Below are 18,290 nucleotides of genomic sequence, written 5' to 3'. Positions count from 1 at the left end.
AGTTATGGAAATTATACTGCCTTTGGAAATTATCAATAATATGCCCTGGGTCTGGCTTGGTATTGCTGTAGTCATGACTGTCATAGAAGGTTTGACAATGGGAATGACCACCGTCTGGCTGGCTTTGGCCGCCCTGATCTGCATGGTTCTTGCGTTCATAATGCCTTCTGCTACGGCACAAATTGTTGTTTTTTTAGTCCTTTCGATTCTCATGCTTATATTTACCCGTCCTCTGGCCGTCAGGAAAATGAACATGGGCAAGGAAAAAACCAATGCCGACCGTTTAATCGGTATGAATGGGATTGTGCAGATTCCGGTGAGCGCCGATAAACCAGGGCAGGTCAAGGTGGCAGGTCAGGTTTGGACTGCTCGTCCGGAAGACCCGAAGAGTGTTTTTAACTCGGGTGATCAGGTCCAGGTCATCCGCATTGAAGGAGTCACTATCATCATCGCGAAACCGGCAGAATAAACTGCCATAATATATTAGGAGAAAAAATATGAATTCATCTTGGCTATTAATTGCCGTATTACTTTTTTTGCTGATTCTATTGATTAAAAATATTAGAATCGTTCCCCAGGCTAATGCCTTTATTCTTGAAAGGCTGGGAGCCTACCAGACCACATGGGAAGTAGGGCTCCATGTGAAAATACCTCTTGTGGACAGGGTCTCAAACAAGGTTTCCATGAAGGAAAATGTCATTGACTTCGATCCTCAGCCTGTTATCACAAAAGACAATGTGACAATGCAGATTGATACGGTTGTCTATTACCAGATTACGGATGCAAAACTTTTCACTTACGGAGTAGACAGACCCATCTCTGCCATTGAGAACTTAACGGCAACCACTCTGAGGAATATCATTGGTGATTTGGAGTTGGATGAAACACTGACTTCACGGGATGTCATCAATACAAAAATGCGGTCTATTCTAGATGAGGCTACTGATCCCTGGGGGATCAAAGTCAACAGAGTGGAAGTCAAGAATATCCTTCCTCCTGCGGATATACAGGAAGCCATGGAAAAGCAGATGAGAGCCGAAAGAGGCAGACGTGAGGCCATCTTGAGAGCCGAAGGTGAAAAGATGTCGGCGATTCTCATGGCTGAGGGTGTGAAACAGTCCACCATTTTGAAGGCCGAAGCCGATAAAGAATCCGCTATTCTTCAGGCAGATGCCAACAGAGAGCGTTCAATACGTGAGGCAGATGGTGAAGCCGAAGCAATTCTGAAAGTTCAGGAGGCGACTGCCAAGGGACTGACCATGATCAAGGATGCCCATGTGGATGCCGCGGTCATTCAGCTCAGGAGTCTGGATGCCCTCGCCAAAGTAGCCAACGGTCAGGCGACTAAAATTATCATTCCCTCCGAGATCCAGAATCTTGCCGGATTGGCGGCTTCTCTAAAGGAAATCAGTCAATAATCTTGAAAGTATAGTCGATGAAATACCCGGAATATTAGATCTTCCGGGTATTTTTTTATATCTCAATTGCATGGTCATCCATAAAAATAAGTTTTTTAATCTCGATGTTAGAATCTGCATGGTACAATGTATGACAGCTAGGAATGTGGAGTCAGCAACAATGCAAAAACAAGAGATCTCGCTAAGAGTTAAAATGAGTTATGGGGCGGGTGCTTTCGGGAAGGATTTGGTTTACGGTCTTGTTGCCACCTTTATAATGTTTTATTTTACAGACATTGTCGGAATTGCGCCCTTATTTCTTGGAGGCCTTTTTTTTGTTGCCCGTTTGTGGGATGCCATAAACGATCCAATTATGGGTATGATTGTTGATAATACACGAACAAGATGGGGTAAATTCAGACCCTGGATTTTAAGCGGTACACTTATCAATTCCATTGTTTTACTGCTTTTATTTTATAACCCTTCATTTTCTTCTCTGGTGAAGTATATTTATATTTCAATTGTCTATCTTCTTTGGGGTATGACCTACACAATCATGGATATTCCCTACTGGTCTATGATTCCTGCTCTATCCTCTAATCAGAGTGAGCGAGAAAAACTGGCTGTCATCCCTAGAGTCTTTGCTTCATTGGGGTTTTTTACGGTGGCTTCAGCGGGTCTTATATTTGTTGAGAAGGCTGGAAAAACAAATATTTTTGGTTTTTTGAATCATCTATCCATACAGGAAAAAGGATTTTTTCTATTATCTGCCTCTATCTCTATCATTTTTATTGGTACAATTCTCATTACATTTTTTAATGTAAAAGAAGAAGCTGTCTCTAAAAATAATACTTCCCTTAAGGATCTTTTCCGGGTCCTGTTCAGAAACGATCAAGCTCTTGTTGTTATGGTCACAATGATCATATTTAATTCTGTCACCTATATCACAACAGGATTAGGATTGTATTTTTTCAAATATAACATGAGTAATGAATTGCTCTTTTCTCATTTTACTATTGTTGCTGGGATTTCACAGGTTCTGGCAATGGTTCTTTTTCCAGTATTCACAAAAAGAATAAGCCGAAGGAAGATTTTTCAATTATCTGTTCTTCTTCCCATTCTCGGGTACGTACTTCTATTTTTAAGCAGTCTTTTTGGGAAACAATCCATTTCAATACTTCTGGGTTGCGGGGTAATCCTTTTTTTTGGTCTTGGACTGTCTCAGGTCCTATCCACTGTTTTGCTTGCAGATTCAGTAGATTATGGTGAATGGAAATTAAGACAGAGGAATGAGGGTGTCATATTCTCTATGCAGCCTTTTGTCGTTAAGTTTGCCAGTGCAACCAGTGCTCTTGTGATTGGTGCCGGTTTAACCATATTCAAATTCAAAGCCAATGAGATTCAAAGTGAGTTCACCTTAAATGGAATTCGCATGATGATGTTTCTATTACCAATATTGGGTTTAGTATTGTCACTGTACATATATAATAAATACTATAAGATCGATAAAAAATTTTATAATACAATTATTGATGAAATCGGAAAGAGAGAGGAATCCCCCGTCTATGATTCACTATAACAAATCCAGCCGGCAATTTCATTTACAAACAAAGGCTTCCAGCTATGTATTACAGATCCTAGAGACGGGTCATCTTGCTCATTTATATTTTGGAAAAAAAATCCGTCATCGGAATGATTTTGAGAACTTTATTGATCAAAAAAAAATCTCCTACGGTTCAACCACTTCTTATAATAGACTCATTGATGGTTTTTCTCTCCAACATGAACTTCTTGAATACAGCTCCTATGGCAAAGGAGATTACCGAAACCCTTCAATTTCGCTGCTCTCTAATGATGGAAATCGAACTTTTGATTTTATTTATCAATCTCATCAGATATTTACAGGAAAAAAAGAGTTAGACGGTTTACCATCCTCCTATGCATATGAAAGTGAAGATGTACAGTCTTTGGAATTGATCCTTGAAGACAAATGCTATGAGCTGAGATTGATCCTCAGCTACAGCATTTTTCATGACAAAGACGTCATCAGTAGATCTGTGAGTTTACAGAATAGGGGGAAACAAGTCCTCATTATTGATAAAATCAGCAGTTTTTCACTTGATTTTGACAAGCCTGATTTTGATCTTGTGACTCTAGATGGAAGCTGGATCAGAGAACGGTTTTCCCATCGTCGTGCTTTAAATTATGGAATGACAGAAATCAGTTCACGTAGAGGCGTCAGTGGGAGTGATCATAATCCGTTTATCCTCTTATGCGATTCAAATGCTAGTGAAATTTCAGGGAATGCCTATGGGTTTGCCCTTATCTATAGTGGAAACCACAGTAGTTCTGTTGAAGTGAATACCCATGACAAAACCCGCATCCAGATGGGAATAAATGATTTTGATTTTTCCTGGAAATTGAATGAAAATGAGATCTTTCAGTCTCCAGAAGCACTACTTGTGTTTTCAGATAAGGGTATAAACGGGATCAGTTCTATGTATCATAGATTCATTCGCTTCAATATAGTCCGGGGACCATGGCAGTTTAAAGAGAGACCTATATTATTTAATAACTGGGAAGCTACCTATTTCAAATTTAATGAAAAAAAACTGCTCAGCCTAGCAAAAGAGGCAAAAGCATTGGGAATGGAATTGTTCGTTCTTGATGATGGTTGGTTTGGAAAAAGAGAAGATGATCACTCTTCTTTGGGAGACTGGACTGTCAATCTTAAAAAGCTTCCTGGAGGTCTGAAAGGACTAGGAGATAAAATAAAAAAGACAGGTCTTGATTTTGGTATCTGGGTTGAACCGGAAATGATATCAATTGAGAGTGAGCTTTATAAACAGCATCCTGAGTGGATGATACAATGCCCGATGAGAGAACCCTCTCCGGCAAGGAATCAATTTATTTTGGATCTGGCAAATCCTCTTGTCTGTGAATATATTTGTGAATCCATGAAATCTCTGTTCTCAAGTGCTGATATTTCCTATGTAAAATGGGATATGAACAGAAATTTTAGTGACATTTATTCTCATTCTTTAAAGCCAGAACAACAGAAAGAATTCTCCCATCGATATGTTCTGGGACTCTATGGTATTCTCAAAGAGTTGACAGAGCAATTCCCGCATATTCTTTTTGAATCCTGTGCCAGCGGAGGGAACCGTTTTGACCTGGCCATGTTCTGTTTTATGCCTCAAATTTGGACAAGTGATAATACTGATGCTATGGAAAGGCTGCATATTCAATCGGGGAGTTCACTTTTTGCTCCTACTTCTGTCATGGGAGCCCATGTTAGTGCTGTTCCTAACCATCAGGTACTTAGAAATACTCCCATAGAATCCCGTTTCAATACGGCGGCATTCGGTTTGCTCGGTTATGAACTTGATCTTTCAAAAATCACCAATTTTGAAAAGAAAGTTATAAAGAAGCAGATTGCGTTTTACAAAGAACATCGAAAGTTGCTTCAGTTTGGGACTTTTTACAGGATTAAGGCTCCTTCAGACAGGGGAACATCCCTATGGATGATTGTATCAGAGGATCAAAAAGATGCAATTCTTGGTTATTATCAGCAACTGGCTCAGCCTAATCCTCCTTCAGAACGGTATCTACTGGAAGGATTAAATCCGGACATGTTGTATGAAGTACAAAACAGAACACAATTTATGGATATCCGTCAATTTGGTGACCTGATAAACCAAGCTCTGCCTGTTTCAATCAATACCGAAGGAATCCTGCATTCTAAAATAGCTGAAAATTATCTCTATGAATTGGAAAAGACTGAATTTAAGGCTTTTGGAGATCAATTAATGTTTCGAGGCTTCGTTCCCAAACAGCAGTTCTACGGGACGGGGCTTGATGACCATTGTGCCTTTCTTGGTGATTTCGGTTCCCGGTTATTCATACTAAGGGCAGTTGAAGATTAGTCCTCTTTTAAAACTTTAAATGTTTTCTCAATCTGGCCGAAACGGTGGGATTCAATTTTTACAGAAGCAGTGCCAGACTTTCCTATGGATTTTATCCAGAAAGCCACCGAACCGCCAATGAGTGAGAGTCTTGTTGGGCCAATGATCTCGATGGGTCCCTCTGCTGTTAGAATCAGAGTGTCATGGGCATAGACTATCGGATTGTTGTTTTCATCCAGTAAGTGAAGAACTACCCGGCTCACATCGTAAGTTGCCCCTTCTTTTAAGACCTTCGAATCCGCTAGGGCTTCCAGATGTGGTGTAAAGACCTGACTCTTATGTACTTTGATGACTGGTGAATCATTAATAAAACCTTCAAACAGATAGTCTACTGAGGCTGCACCCCATCCACCAAAATACTTTGTATAAAGATCCTGGGCCTGGTGCTGATTCATTTTGTATTTGAGAAAAATCCATCCCATTTGCAAGATTTGAAGTACATTCAGTTTAACTCCATTTTTGCTTATATGTATCAGTATCTTCTTAATAATCCGTGCATCCCCTGGGGAAAATCTCTCGTTCTTCTCTATGGCATCACCTATAAGATCATCGACAATAATGGGGGGGTGATCCACCGAAGCATAAGTATCTCGTTGGGGATAAAAACTATTAATATAGCTGCCGTTTTTATAAACTTTGATAAAATCACAATTTGTAAAAATATAAATATCTTCTAACATGGAGCCCTTGTATTCCCCAATATTAAGTGAACTGGCCACATGCATCATTGGCGTTCTTTTTTGTTGTGAGAGATACACATAGGCGGCGTCTTTGGGAATTCTGAACATATCCATCACACCGTGATAGCAAATTTTATCTCCACTTCCGAATTCTTTATGAGTATTGTAATCAAACATACACCAGCCAATGGCTCCGGCAATAAAATCATCTTTTTTCATAGCATTGATAACTTTCAAATGCCGTTTGGCCTGTTCTATGCGGTGGGATTCATCATCAAATTTTTTGGTGGGAAACATATGTCCGTTATGCTCTGTTATAAGGTAGGGATTCCGGTTTTGGGTAACGGCCCTTTTTCTCTCAAGCCCCTGATTGGTACCATTGTGGAAAAAATCATTGTAGGTATAGACATCCTCCAGCAGAGGACTCTTCTTGATATTGCGAACTCCCCCTGTCTGTCTTGTCTGATCCAGAGAATGGGCCAGAAAATTTGTCTTTTGATAGAATTCAGGGTTTTCACTGGATTCATTTATCCTGATACCCCATATAATGACAGAAGGATGATTCATATCTTTGAGAATCATTTCCTGGACATTCTGCAATGCAATCCTCTGCCAGGATTCATCTCCGATATGCTGCCATCCGGGTATCTCATCCAAAACCAGTAGTCCTATTTCATCACACCTGTTCATGAAATGGTCACTCTGGGGATAATGGGATAATCTGACCGTATTGACTCCTAATTCATATTTTAAAATTTCTGCATCCTTGTACTGGGCACTTTTAGGCATGGCGTAACCCACATAGGGAAAGGACTGATGTCGATTCAATCCTAGAATTTTTAACTTTTTCCCATTTAATAGAAACCCTTTTTTTGTAAACAAAGCCTCTCTGAAACCAAAACGGACGGAGTAGGAATCTATGCATCTGTCCCCATGGAATAGGGATATTTCTAGAAAATAGAGGTTTGGGTGTTCCAAATCCCAAAGATGAATATTTTCAACAGTTTTATTAAGGCTTATTTTTTCCGTCCGATCACCAGTCAACCTTATTGATTTGGAGAAAGAATTACTTACATCTTCTTCGAATATCAGTGCAAACTCTACTTTTAGATCAGCTTTCCTCTGATTCTGATTCTGTATATAGAGGTCTATCTCCAATTCCGGTTTTTCACTAAGAACATTTTTTGTTTTAACACCCGCAGTTCCTATATGAATTTGATGACAATACTCTAAAGAGACTTCTCTGTAGATTCCGCCGTAGCTGAGGTAGTCCACAACAAAACCAAAAGGGGGTATTTCTTCTTTTTCATGGGAATCAACAACCACTGTTAAGTCATTCAGAGAGTCTATAATGGCAAAATCAGTCAGGTCTAATCTGAAAGGAGTATAACCACCCTTATGGTCTCCTATAAACTGGCCATTCAAATAAACCTTTGCATAAGTCATTATAGCATCGAATTTTATATAGATTCTTTCATCGGCGGATAGCTTTTTAATCAGGATCTTCTTCTTATATGTAGACACAAACTGATACATCTTTTCATCAAAATTATTATAGGGTGTTTCTATGTTTGTATGAGGTATATTGACGTTAGCGAAATTCGTATCATCAAAGGAAGGAGATATATATTCTTCTTTGAAATCAGCACTGTATCTCCAGTCAAAATTAATGTCTTCTTTATTCGGCATGAACGCTCCTTATGAACCCTGATCTTTTGTCTACTCTGATATTTATTATAGAAAGAGTCTATGATCCTTAGCAAGGGAATTATAAAGCTCCCATTTGGCTGTTCATCCCTATCTTTTCTCAGTGTAATTAAAATTAGAGAAACATTTAATCCTGTCATCTGCCGAGAATCAGGACATGGATCAATGGAATCAGCTCCTGGAGAGCATCTCATCCCGCAGGATTGAGAATAATCTGGAATGTGAAAAAATATTTAACGGACCATCCGGGAGTATCCCTGGTTTAGAACAGCTTCTCATAGACCGTTTCGGGTCATTTTTCTTTGTCGTCACCTATCGTGATTTGGCTACAGAAGAGTCTGAGAGGCTCATTACATTATTCCAAAAGGAATATCCTGGATGCTGTATCAGAATTCAATACCGCCAGGCCGGCCAGGCTGAGAATCTGTATTTGAGTAAGGATTGTCCAGAGACAATTCTTGTAGAAGAGAATGGATTATTCTATCAGGTTCATACAAACCGGGGTCAGAATCCAGGATTCTTCGCAGATATGAAGAACGGTAGAAAAAGGGTGAGGGAGTATATGGAAAAATCAGCATATGACCTCCCATCGGAGGCCATCCTTCCAGTACTAAACCTGTTCGCCTATACATGCTCTTTTTCGGTGGCCGCTCTCAAGGGTGGAGCCACCCGTGTGGATAACTGGGATATGAATAAAAATTCATTATATATAGGAAAAAAAAACCATGAACTCAATAAGCTGGATGCCCGAAAATTAGCAATTTTTGCTTACGATATTTTCAAGTCCTTTGGTAAAATAAAAAAGAGGGGACCCTACAGTTTAATCATATTGGATCCACCTCCTCAGCAGGGAAGTAGTTTTCAGTATAAAAAAGATTATCCCAGGCTTATGCAGCGACTTGAACAGATTCTGGCAGAAGGTGGAGCGGTCCTGTTTTGTCTCAATGCATCTGATTTCGGGAAGAAGGAATTTCTGGATATGATTCAGGCTGAAACCCCGGGAACTTTTACAAATATTGAGGATATTCCCTGTCCGCCTGAATATTTGGGACGCTTCCCCGACAGGGGTTTGAAGACATTCTTTGCCACAGGGTACGTTCCAAAATATGCAGAATCTTGATGCAGGGCTTATATCGGGGTAAAATAAATTAAGGAAAGGTTTCATGAGAAAGTTTCTATTGCTTCTATTCATAGGATTCTTGTTATCCTGCTCCGAGAGACCGGATGAATCCTTTTCATCCTCATTTATTCTGGGAAGTGTCGGTCAGTTGATTCTTCCCTATGATGAATCCATTACAAATCCCGTTCTATCCTCTGATGAGAATTTCTGGACAGCCCGTAAATCTGAAAAAAGGATACTTACGAAACAGAATCTTGTGGGATATGAAGAAGACCGTATCATTCTGTTTCTCAATCCTGCCGTACAGGAAATAAGAAATATAGCTCTTAGTGATGATGGCAGTACGGCTCTTGTGAATATGGCTACTGACGAATCAAAAGAGTCTCAAATTATCCGCCTCGTTTTTGGAACTTCAGATCATCAGACATTCCAACTGGATGGTAGCCAGAACAAGATGGTTCCCAATCCATCTTCTCTGTCAATCACAGCATTAACCTATCCATGGGATGATCAGATCGTCTATCTTGGTACAGAGTACGATGAGCTCTCCAATACGGCCATTCAAAGGCTCTACTATTATAATTTTTTAACAGATTCTTCTCATGTCATTGACCTCGAGTCTGGAACCTTTTCTTTGGACTCTCAGGGAGATTTAGTAGGAAATTATTACCATTCTCTTGATGTCTATCGGGATTTGTCATCCCCCGATACAATCAGTGAATTTCTAGTCTGTCAGAATCTTGAAAGCTCTGAGGGGACGACTCAAACCTTTAAGATCTTTGACACTGACGGGAATATTAATTTTGATGCAAAAGGGGTTTATGAATACCAGGAGATCGGCGGTATTCAATGGTTGGGTAAAGAAGAAATCCTCCTGGCAGTTAAAAGGGATGATCAGTGGCAGATTCTCTCGGTAAATAGTGCCGGAGAAGAACATATCTTCTATGAAGGACCCTCAAATACCTATCAATTTCAGGGGTTGGATTTAAGTTCATCGGGCAAGCTGTGTATCACTCAGATTGTGTATGATGAATATGCCGATTACAGTGATGTTCTCATCCTCTCTCTTGAATAACCGGGCCTATTTCATGGCAAAGACTCTTCATCAAGCTATGAAAAGGCGGTACCAAAACCTCTTTTTTTTGGAGAACTAGGTCCATTATTCTATCGATGGGAAGTTTTCTGCTGGTTCTGTATGTCAGACGTGATAGACCCGATTTTAATCCTTCAAGTTTCGTGAATTGACCAAACCAATCTTCTTTTTGGATAGAAGAGGCAAGGCGGGGAAAGTGTCCAGGCAGGTCGTCTGCTTTTTCCTTGAGTACTCCATAAACCCTCTTTGAAAATAAATCTAGAGAATCAGAACTATACTCATCCCAGAAACAGGCCAGGTAATGATCACAAATTATATCTACAAGAACCCCGGCGTAAGGGTGTCCATCCTCATTGAAAATGGATCGGATTTCCTTGAACCCTTCATGGGCATCGGTGGCTCTGTCAATTCTGTGATGCAATGCAAATCCCTCTCTTATGCCCGGTGTCAGCATGGTATAATCTTTCGGACTGATCATATCACAGGCCATATTACCAATGAGAATTTCATCATTCGGGGGTGAAAGGAAGGCGTGTGCCAGATAGTTCATAAAAAAAGGGTAGTTCTAATGAACTACCCTGTCAACAAAATCAAAATGATCGATGCGAGATTCGAACTCACCACCTCTTCCTCCGGAGGGAAGCGCTCTATCCAAATGAGCTAATCGACCTTGTTGGAAGAACAATAATCCAAATGATCTAGCCTGTCAATAAGAGTTAAACCGGCATTGTCTTCTCAGTTCATCTACTTTATTTGTTCTGGACGTTCTTTTAAAATCATTGATAATATTTTATAGTTTTATATTAAGAATTAGGACAAAGGAGTCATGAATGAGTATACATATTGGAGCCAGGGTGGGCGATATCGCAGACACGGTTCTTATGCCTGGAGATCCGCTGAGAGCCAGATATATAGCCGAAACATTTCTAGAAGAGGCCGTCTGTTATACAGAAGTCCGGGGAATGTATGGCTATACAGGTCTATATAAGGGGAAAAGAGTTTCCATCCAGGGGAGTGGAATGGGAATTCCATCCATTGGTATTTATGTGAATGAATTGATCAATGATTTTGGTGTCAAAAGGATCATGCGGATCGGGTCCTGCGGTTCTCTAAGGGAAGAGGTGAAGATAAGAGACATCATTCTCGGAATGAGCGCATCAACAAATAGTAGTCTCAATGATATCACCTTCAGAGGCATGACTTTTGCACCTACTGCCAGCTATTCCCTCTTTGCCAAGGCTGTAAAGGCAGCTGAAGCCCTGAATCTTGATTTTCATGCCGGTAATATTCTTTCAACGGATATTTTTTACAATGACGATCCGGAAGAGTGGAAAATCTGGTCTAACCATAATGTGCTGGCTGTGGAAATGGAAGCGGCTGCCCTTTATACATTGGCGGCCAAGAAGGGTATAGAAGCTCTGACCATCCTGACTGTCAGTGACTCACTTGTTACCCATGAGGCCACCAGTTCGGAAGAGCGGGAAAAGACATTTACCCAGATGATGAAATTGGCCTTGGAAACAGCAATTTACTAATACTGTTCAGGGGCTGGATTACAGCCCCTGTATCGTTATTTTTCTAAAGACATTATCTTTTCAACACGCCGTTCGTGTCTGCCACCTTCAAACTCTGCGTTTAGATAGGCCTCGAGGATATCAGTCACTTTTTCGGGGTAGTCCACTCTTCCGCCAAAGGCAATGACATTGGCATTGTTGTGCCTTTTGGTCATTTCAGCAGCATAACTGTTTTGTACCAGGGCACAACGAATGCCTTTTATCTTATTTGCAGAGATGGAAATACCAATACCGGTACCACAGAGCACCACAGCAAATTCATATCCTCCTTTGAGGTACTCTTTGCAGGCTAGTTCTGCCATATCCGGATAATCAGCCGATTCTCCTTCAGCCAGTCCCAGATCATTGACTTCAAATCCCTTTTGCTTTAGAAAGTTAACAATCTCATCTTTCATTTCCACAGCACCGTGATCATTGGCAATTACAACTTTTTTCATTTACTTCTCCTGTTTTAAGATTGGGGTGTTTGAACATCCCCTAAAATCATCAGCAGTATTTAACTTAACAGGGCTTCATCATTGAGGAATTCCTCTTTTCGGATATGATGAAACTTTTTGACAAGAGCTTTCACAGTCAATCCATCTTTTTCTTCACCTTGAATATCCATGATAATTTCACCCTTATCCATCATGATCAATCTGTTTCCATAATCAATGGCATGCTGCATATTATGGGTGATCATCATGGCTGTAAGATCGTATTCCTGGATAAATTGAAGAGTCAGCTCCATGACTTTTGCGGCGTTCCTGGGGTCCAATGCTGCCGTATGTTCGTCTAGAAGAATCAGCTCGGGACGGGACATTACCATCATCAGCAGAGTGAGAGCCTGTCTTTGACCACCCGAGAGCAGGGCTACATTGTCTTTCAATCGGTTTTCCAGGTCCATCTCTAGCCGGGTCAGCAGTGTAATAAATTCATCTCTTTTTTTCTTATTCAGGGTTCTTTTTACTTTTTTGATTCCCTTGTAAGCGGCAATGACCATATTGTCTTCGATGGACATATTGCCTGCTGTTCCCAAGAGGGGGTTTTGAAAGATTCTGCCGATAAAAGAGGCTCTTTTATATTCAGCCATGGATGTTACATCAATACCGTTAAATGAAATCTTCCCGGAAAAGACGGGATCATGTCCTGAAAGGGCATTATAGAGGGTTGTTTTACCGGCGCCATTTGAGCCAACAATGGTGATAAAATCTCCCTTTTTAACGTTAAGGTTCACATCTTTTAAAACGTGATTTCTGTTGGGAGTACCTTCTCCGAAGATCATATTGAGATTTTGAATGTCTATCATTTTTTACCTCTGAATGGCTTGAGTAAGTCTCTATTCTTCATTTTTGAAATGGTCAGAGACAGAATGATGAGAAGACCTGTGATCAATTTGAGGTCGTTAGGTGTTAAATGGATATAGTATCCATAGTAACGGCCATAAAACATAATGGCTTTGAATAGAATGGCACCCAAGAGCACACGAAAAGTAAGAAAATAGATTTTGTTTGATCTTATCAGGAATTCTCCCAGCATGACCATGGCCAGACCTGAAACAACAATACCCTGTCCCAGATTTACATCGGCAAACCCCTGGTACTGGGCAAATAGGGCTCCCGAGAGACCAACGAGGCCATTTGAAAGGCTCAGGCCAATGATCTTCATCGTGTCTGGATTCACACCCAGAGTTATAATCATCTGCTCGTTATTACCCATGGCACCCATGGATAGACCCATATCAGTCATGAAAAATATATCCAGGAGGAATTTAATCATAAAAAAGACAATGAGAAAGAATAGTAAAAGGGCTATTGTATAAGACATAAGAGGTTCTGAAAGAACCATGACGTCGTCAATGATGGTGCGCAACTTTAAGAGGGGAAGATTGGCTCTGTTGCCCAAAACCCGGATGTTTACGGAGTAGAGCATGGTCATTGTCAGAATCCCAGCCAGTAAATTGGGAACCTTCAATTTATTATGAATAACGGCGGTCACGGTTCCCGCGGCTGCACCGGCCACAAATGCGAGGATGAGAGCCAGAAGAGGATGCATTCCTGCTTGCAAACAGCTTCCTGCTGTAACGGCTCCCAGGGGAAAACTTCCATCAACAGTCAGATCGGGAAAATCCAGGATTCTGAAGGTTATAAAAACACCCAAAGCCAGAATACCAAATATGAGACCTTCAACTAAAATCCCTTCAATCATTATTACCTCTTTTAAATAAAATGGAAAAAAATAAGGGGCTGAACCGTGAGTACTAGTACTCTAGGAGCAGACCCTCTATTTTTGATGAAAATTGCAGTTTATTGCAAGCTTATTGCTTGATGATTTCTCCGTTTTTAACCAGAGTCGCTGCTTTTTCTTGAAGATCAGCAGGTATGGTAATTCCAAGTTCCGCTGCAAGATCAAGATTGATCATTAGGTCGATGTCTTCTACACTTGTCATAAAACCAGTGGGAATATCGGCTGTTTTCTTTCCTCCCAGAACTTCTACAGCCATACGGCCGGCGGCTTGTCCCATTTTATAGTAATCAAATCCCCAGGCAATGAGTATCTGATTTTCTTCAGCAGAACTGGGATCGGCAGACATAATGGGTATTCCGGCTCTTGTTGTCACATCTGATACTGCGGACAGGGCAGAAACAACTGTGTTATCCGTACTGATATAGATCCCGTCTACTTTTCCTATAATTGACAGAACAGCCTGCTTGACTTCGGCAGAATTGGTTACTGTCGTTTCAACAAACTCTATTCCCAGTTCTTCACAGGCCTCTTTAGCCATTTCTGCCAGTCTCACCGCATTGGCTTCGCTGCTGGTGTAGATATGCCCCAGTGTTTTTATTTCTGTCAGAGAGGCTAGAAGGGCAATCTGATCTTTTACAGGAGTCATGTCGGAAATCCCTGTAATATAGGCTCCTCCCTTGTCATAGCTGTCGACCAGGCCTGCATCAACAGGATCTGTGACCGCACTGTAAAGAACCGGTGTTGTTTTAAGAGTATTTGCCAGGGCCTGAGCCGTTGGTGTTGCAATCCCAATGGCCAGATCTACCTTGTCGGCCTTAAACTTCTGGGCTATAGAAGAGGCTGTATTCATATCTCCGTTGGCATTCTGCAGGTCAAACTGAGCATCTGGATAGCTTTCAAGAATGACTTCCATGGCCCCTTGTTCCAGTGCATCTAGTGCTGGATGAGCGACAATCTTTGTGATTCCGATTTTAATTGGTTTTGCCATCTCGTCTTGAGATGATGTGACGGATTCGGTCTGGCCAGAGGCAAATGTAAATGTGGATAGACTGAAAACGCAAAGGAACAGCATCATAATTTTTTTCATTTCTTTTCTCCTGATGTTCTTATAGATAGAAACACTTGACCATTATTCTCTTTTTTGAATACTCTGTCAATACTTCAGAAAATTCAATTCAATTTGTTGCTTTCCTTTGGTAATTGTGTTTCTTTTATTATATTGTATTTAGAATTACAAAAGCATTATTAAAGATACAGGAGATCAATATGAACCAGACTTTTACCGGTGCCGGCAGCCGACAGACAGCTCAGGATCGAACAATATTAAAAAATGTTTATCTATGGATGACTGCAGGCCTTTTTCTTACAGCTATTGTCGCCAGGGCTTTCCTCGTGACCGGTCTTTACAGAATCGTGTTTACTAACCCGATCCTCATGTTCGGCCTCATTATTGCACAACTTGTCCTCGTGTTTAGGCTCTCAAGCAAGATCAATACCATGACCGTTGGCGCAGCCATTACGACCTTTGGGGTCTATGCCAGTTTGAACGGCATCAACATGTCTTCGATTTTTCTGATGTATAACCTGGGAACCATCACAAATGCCTTTGTTTCCACGGCGGCTCTTTTTGGGGCAATGAGTATCTGGGCAGTCACTACAAAAAAAGATCTTTCCGGCTGGGGACATTATTTGATGATGGGACTCGTAGGATTGATTATTGCTTCGCTGATTAATATGTTTCTTAGAAGCAGCGGTATGTCCTATCTTATCTCCTATGTGGGTGTTCTTCTTTTTACAGGATTGACGGCCTATGATACTCAAAAAATTAAGAATATGAGCCGCAGTATGTCTTATTCCGTAGATGAAGGACAATTTGTCAAACTCTCCATATTGGGAGCTCTCATCCTCTATCTGGATTTTATAAATATGTTTCTCTTTATTCTCAGACTCATGGGAAGAAGGGACTAATAAATGGATCAGACTGTCAAATCTCTCCTGGATTTTCTGAATTCATCTCCCACAGCCTATCATGGTACGGCAGAGACGGTAAAAAAACTTGAAGAAGCCGGTTTTACCTCGCTGGATGAGTCGACCAATTGGGAACTGAAGCCGCAACGTGGCTATTATATAGTGCGAAACAGCAGTTCTCTCATTGCTTTTCACACAGGGGATCTAGATTTGACAGGGGGCTGTTTCAGAATTGTCACAGCCCATACAGACAGTCCTACCTTCAGATTGAAGGAAGGTGTTTTGAATGATAAATCCGGAATGCTAACCATGGGGGTCGAAGTGATGGGGGGGCCAATTTTTTCGACATGGCTGGATCGGGATCTGGCTATTGCCGGAAGAGTCCTCTTTAAAAAAGAGGGGAGTGTTGGCTCTCTCTTGTATAGAAATCCGGAACGGAAGGTTCTGATTCCCAATCCACCCATCCACCTGAATAAGACAGCCAACAAAGGCTTTGTCTATAATGCACAAAATCATTTAAACTGCATTATACAAAGTAGCAGGAGAGAGAATGGTGCTCATAAGGTGGAGTCTTTCTATGATTTGATTGCTCAGGATTTAAATCTCAATGTCAAGGATATCCTTGATACCGATTTGGTTCTCTATGACACGCAAGAAGCGTCTCTCACATCCTGGAAACAGGAGTTTTTCTCCTCGGGAAGGATTGACAATCTGGCTATGTGCCATGCCTCTGTTGAGGCACTTATAAGTACAAAAGGTCAGAAGGGCATAGCAGTTGCGGCTCTTTTTGATAATGAAGAAACTGGTAGTAAAACACCCCATGGAGCGGATTCTTCATTTCTGGAGCAAGTCCTGGAACGTATTGTCCTAGCCGCTGGTGGGAATCGAGAACAGTTCATGGTCCTGTGTTCTTCCTCCTTTATCATTTCTGCAGATGCAGCTCATGGCGTTCATCCCAATTTTTCAGATCTATATGATGAAGATTTTACACCACAGATAAACGGGGGACCGGCTATTAAGAAAAATGCAGGCTGGAATTATGCCTCTACGGGGGAAACATCATCTATTTTTAAAATGATTTGCGAAAAAGCAGATGTTCCCTATCAAATGTACATTAACAGATCAGATCGTCCCACCGGAAAAACTCTGGGACCATTGACCGCTGCCCGTCTGGGTATCCCCGCCGTTGATGTGGGGAATCCCCTATGGAGTATGCACAGTATCCGTGAGACGGCCGGAGTAAATGATCACTGCTATATGATTCGTGCATTTGAAACACATTATTCCGAAACTTAAATATGCATAGGGAGAATCATGATTTTTAAGAAAATAAGCATTTATCTGTTCATTATCGGGTTTTCCTTTATGACATCTATGCTCTTTGCAGACTCGAAGGCTCAAGAGGACTTAGAACAGGAATTAACTGCTCAAGCCGCGGTTTTGATGGACTTCAATACGGGACGGATTCTTTTTGAAAAGAATGGGAATCAAGTCATACCCCCGGCTTCCATGACAAAGGTTATGACTCTCTTTTTAACCTATGAGGCCCTAGAGGAAGGACGAATACATAAAGAGGATCTAATTACAATTGATGAAGCAGGATCATCCTTTTCTAGACCACCCTTTTCATCTCTCATGCTCCTGGAAGAGGGACAACAAGTTACAGTTCTGGACTTAATGAAAGGGTTGGCTGTGGCTTCGGGCAATGATGCAGCCTACGCCCTGGCTCATATTCTTGGACCTGGAAAAGAGGCCTTTGTTGATAAAATGAATGCTAAAGCTAGAGAGCTGGGACTCAAAAATACGAGATTTGTCGATCCCGATGGATGGAGTGAATTTGATGCTGTCAGTCCGTTGGATTTTGCTAGCCTGGGCCGTGCCTATATACAAGAATATCCCGAAGCCCTTGTAGAGCTCCATTCCCTCCAGTTTATAGTCTACCCCCTTCCTGAAAATTTGCCTGATAATGTCGATTTCCGTATCCAGGTGCCCCGTAAAAAGTTGAATACAAATATTCTTCTTGGAAAATATGAAGGTCTTGATGGTTTAAAAACCGGTTATATCGATGAGTCGGGTTTTAATTTCACGGGGACAGCCTTCCGGGGAGGGCAGCGTCTTATTGCCGTTATCATGGGGATACATAGTGAGAGTTATTACCAGGGAATCAGAAGAAGAGCGGACGAAACTGAACTCCTTTTGGACTACGGTTTCAACGAGTTCTATCCTCAATTTCCCAAAGCCCCAGAACTTCAGAATCTGAGAGTCTGGTTCAGCCGTGACGAATATATCCAGCCACAGGTTAGCGAGGGCCCTGCTGTCATGATGAGAAAGGATGAAATGAATTCTGTGTACTCTCAGATACACATCAATGATGATCTTAAGGCACCCATCTCTGCCGGAACAGGCATTGGGAGGGTCGATTACTATTTAGAAGGTACCTTTTTGGGGTCTTCTGATGTTCAGATATCTCATGATGTGGAAGAAGGGTCCATATATCAACGGGTGAGAGACTCTTTAATCAGATGGTGGGAGAAGCGTTCATCCTGAGGATGATGGCCTA

General features: G+C 41.2%; 16 protein-coding genes and 1 tRNA gene. 10 read left to right on the top strand and 7 right to left on the bottom strand.

The window, feature by feature from the left end:
* The first annotated feature begins 4 nt into the window (after positions 1–4).
* The 4 genes from EXM22_RS06285 to EXM22_RS06270 all read left to right on the top strand — a co-directional run bounded on the left by EXM22_RS06285 (position 5) and on the right by EXM22_RS06270 (position 5,323).
* Positions 5–469 (top strand): NfeD family protein, encoded by a 465-nt coding sequence (locus EXM22_RS06285; protein ID WP_149485693.1) that lies wholly within the window; start codon positions 5–7, stop codon positions 467–469.
* A gap of 28 nt (positions 470–497) precedes the next feature.
* Positions 498–1,418 (top strand): SPFH domain-containing protein, encoded by a 921-nt coding sequence (locus EXM22_RS06280; RefSeq protein WP_149485692.1) that lies wholly within the window; start codon positions 498–500, stop codon positions 1,416–1,418.
* A gap of 160 nt (positions 1,419–1,578) precedes the next feature.
* Positions 1,579–2,976 carry a melibiose:sodium transporter MelB gene (melB, locus tag EXM22_RS06275; RefSeq protein WP_168203380.1) on the top strand — a complete coding sequence of 466 codons (1,398 nt, stop codon included), beginning with the start codon at positions 1,579–1,581 and terminating at the stop codon, positions 2,974–2,976.
* On the top strand, positions 2,930–5,323 hold the full coding sequence (locus EXM22_RS06270; protein WP_210411560.1) for an alpha-galactosidase: 2,394 nt from the start codon (positions 2,930–2,932) through the stop codon (positions 5,321–5,323). Before melB ends, EXM22_RS06270 begins: the two co-directional genes overlap by 47 nt.
* Here EXM22_RS06270 and EXM22_RS06265 read toward each other — a convergent pair.
* Positions 5,320–7,731: a glycoside hydrolase family 2 protein gene (locus EXM22_RS06265; protein WP_149485689.1), complete on the bottom strand. Its 2,412-nt coding sequence runs from the start codon at positions 7,729–7,731 to the stop codon at positions 5,320–5,322. The two genes, EXM22_RS06270 and EXM22_RS06265, sit on opposite strands and share 4 nt — an antisense overlap.
* A gap of 175 nt (positions 7,732–7,906) precedes the next feature.
* On the opposite strand from EXM22_RS06265, the gene EXM22_RS06260 reads away from it, so the two are divergent.
* Positions 7,907–8,869: a class I SAM-dependent methyltransferase gene (locus EXM22_RS06260; protein ID WP_149485688.1), complete on the top strand. Its 963-nt coding sequence runs from the start codon at positions 7,907–7,909 to the stop codon at positions 8,867–8,869.
* Positions 8,870–8,912: 43 nt separating this feature from the next.
* Complete coding sequence (locus EXM22_RS06255; protein WP_149485687.1) at positions 8,913–9,944, top strand: hypothetical protein; 1,032 nt, start codon at positions 8,913–8,915, stop codon at positions 9,942–9,944.
* Here EXM22_RS06255 and EXM22_RS06250 read toward each other — a convergent pair.
* The gene (locus EXM22_RS06250) at positions 9,925–10,512 is read right to left on the bottom strand and encodes an ACP phosphodiesterase (protein ID WP_149485686.1); all 588 of its coding nucleotides are present in this window, start codon (positions 10,510–10,512) and stop codon (positions 9,925–9,927) included. The genes EXM22_RS06255 and EXM22_RS06250 overlap by 20 nt on opposite strands.
* A 46-nt stretch (positions 10,513–10,558) precedes the next feature.
* Positions 10,559–10,632: transfer RNA gene (locus tag EXM22_RS06245), tRNA-Arg, on the bottom strand.
* A gap of 160 nt (positions 10,633–10,792) precedes the next feature.
* Here EXM22_RS06245 and deoD point away from each other — a divergent pair.
* Positions 10,793–11,497, top strand: coding sequence for a purine-nucleoside phosphorylase (gene deoD / locus EXM22_RS06240; RefSeq protein WP_149485685.1), 705 nt, complete (start codon positions 10,793–10,795; stop codon positions 11,495–11,497).
* 35 nt (positions 11,498–11,532) lie between these two features.
* On the opposite strand, the gene rpiB is transcribed toward deoD, so the two are convergent.
* From rpiB to EXM22_RS06220, 4 genes are all read right to left on the bottom strand, one after another.
* On the bottom strand, positions 11,533–11,973 hold the full coding sequence (gene rpiB, locus EXM22_RS06235; protein ID WP_149485684.1) for a ribose 5-phosphate isomerase B: 441 nt from the start codon (positions 11,971–11,973) through the stop codon (positions 11,533–11,535).
* Positions 11,974–12,032: 59 nt separating this feature from the next.
* Positions 12,033–12,824 (bottom strand): ABC transporter ATP-binding protein, encoded by a 792-nt coding sequence (locus tag EXM22_RS06230; RefSeq protein ID WP_149485683.1) that lies wholly within the window; start codon positions 12,822–12,824, stop codon positions 12,033–12,035.
* Positions 12,821–13,723: an ABC transporter permease gene (locus EXM22_RS06225; protein WP_149485682.1), complete on the bottom strand. Its 903-nt coding sequence runs from the start codon at positions 13,721–13,723 to the stop codon at positions 12,821–12,823. The genes EXM22_RS06230 and EXM22_RS06225 overlap by 4 nt, the downstream gene beginning before the upstream one ends.
* A 109-nt stretch (positions 13,724–13,832) precedes the next feature.
* On the bottom strand, positions 13,833–14,849 hold the full coding sequence (locus tag EXM22_RS06220) for an ABC transporter substrate-binding protein (protein WP_210411559.1): 1,017 nt from the start codon (positions 14,847–14,849) through the stop codon (positions 13,833–13,835).
* Positions 14,850–15,028: 179 nt separating this feature from the next.
* Here EXM22_RS06220 and EXM22_RS06215 point away from each other — a divergent pair, with 179 nt between their 5' ends.
* The 3 genes from EXM22_RS06215 to EXM22_RS06205 are packed head-to-tail and all read left to right on the top strand — an operon-like array spanning position 15,029 to position 18,277.
* Entirely contained in the window at positions 15,029–15,730 is a 702-nt protein-coding gene (locus tag EXM22_RS06215; RefSeq protein ID WP_149485681.1) for a Bax inhibitor-1/YccA family protein, read from the top strand.
* Between the two features lie 3 nt (positions 15,731–15,733).
* Positions 15,734–17,026 (top strand): M18 family aminopeptidase, encoded by a 1,293-nt coding sequence (locus tag EXM22_RS06210; RefSeq protein ID WP_149485680.1) that lies wholly within the window; start codon positions 15,734–15,736, stop codon positions 17,024–17,026.
* 18 nt (positions 17,027–17,044) lie between these two features.
* On the top strand, positions 17,045–18,277 hold the full coding sequence (locus tag EXM22_RS06205) for a D-alanyl-D-alanine carboxypeptidase family protein (RefSeq protein WP_149485679.1): 1,233 nt from the start codon (positions 17,045–17,047) through the stop codon (positions 18,275–18,277).
* Positions 18,278–18,290: the final 13 nt, after the last annotated feature.

It is taken from the genome of Oceanispirochaeta crateris (genome assembly GCF_008329965.1).
GTDB lineage: Bacteria > Spirochaetota > Spirochaetia > DSM-2461 > DSM-2461 > Oceanispirochaeta > Oceanispirochaeta crateris.
Note: the sequence above shows the minus strand (reverse complement) of the source record. Positions and strands in the feature narration are given on the sequence as shown.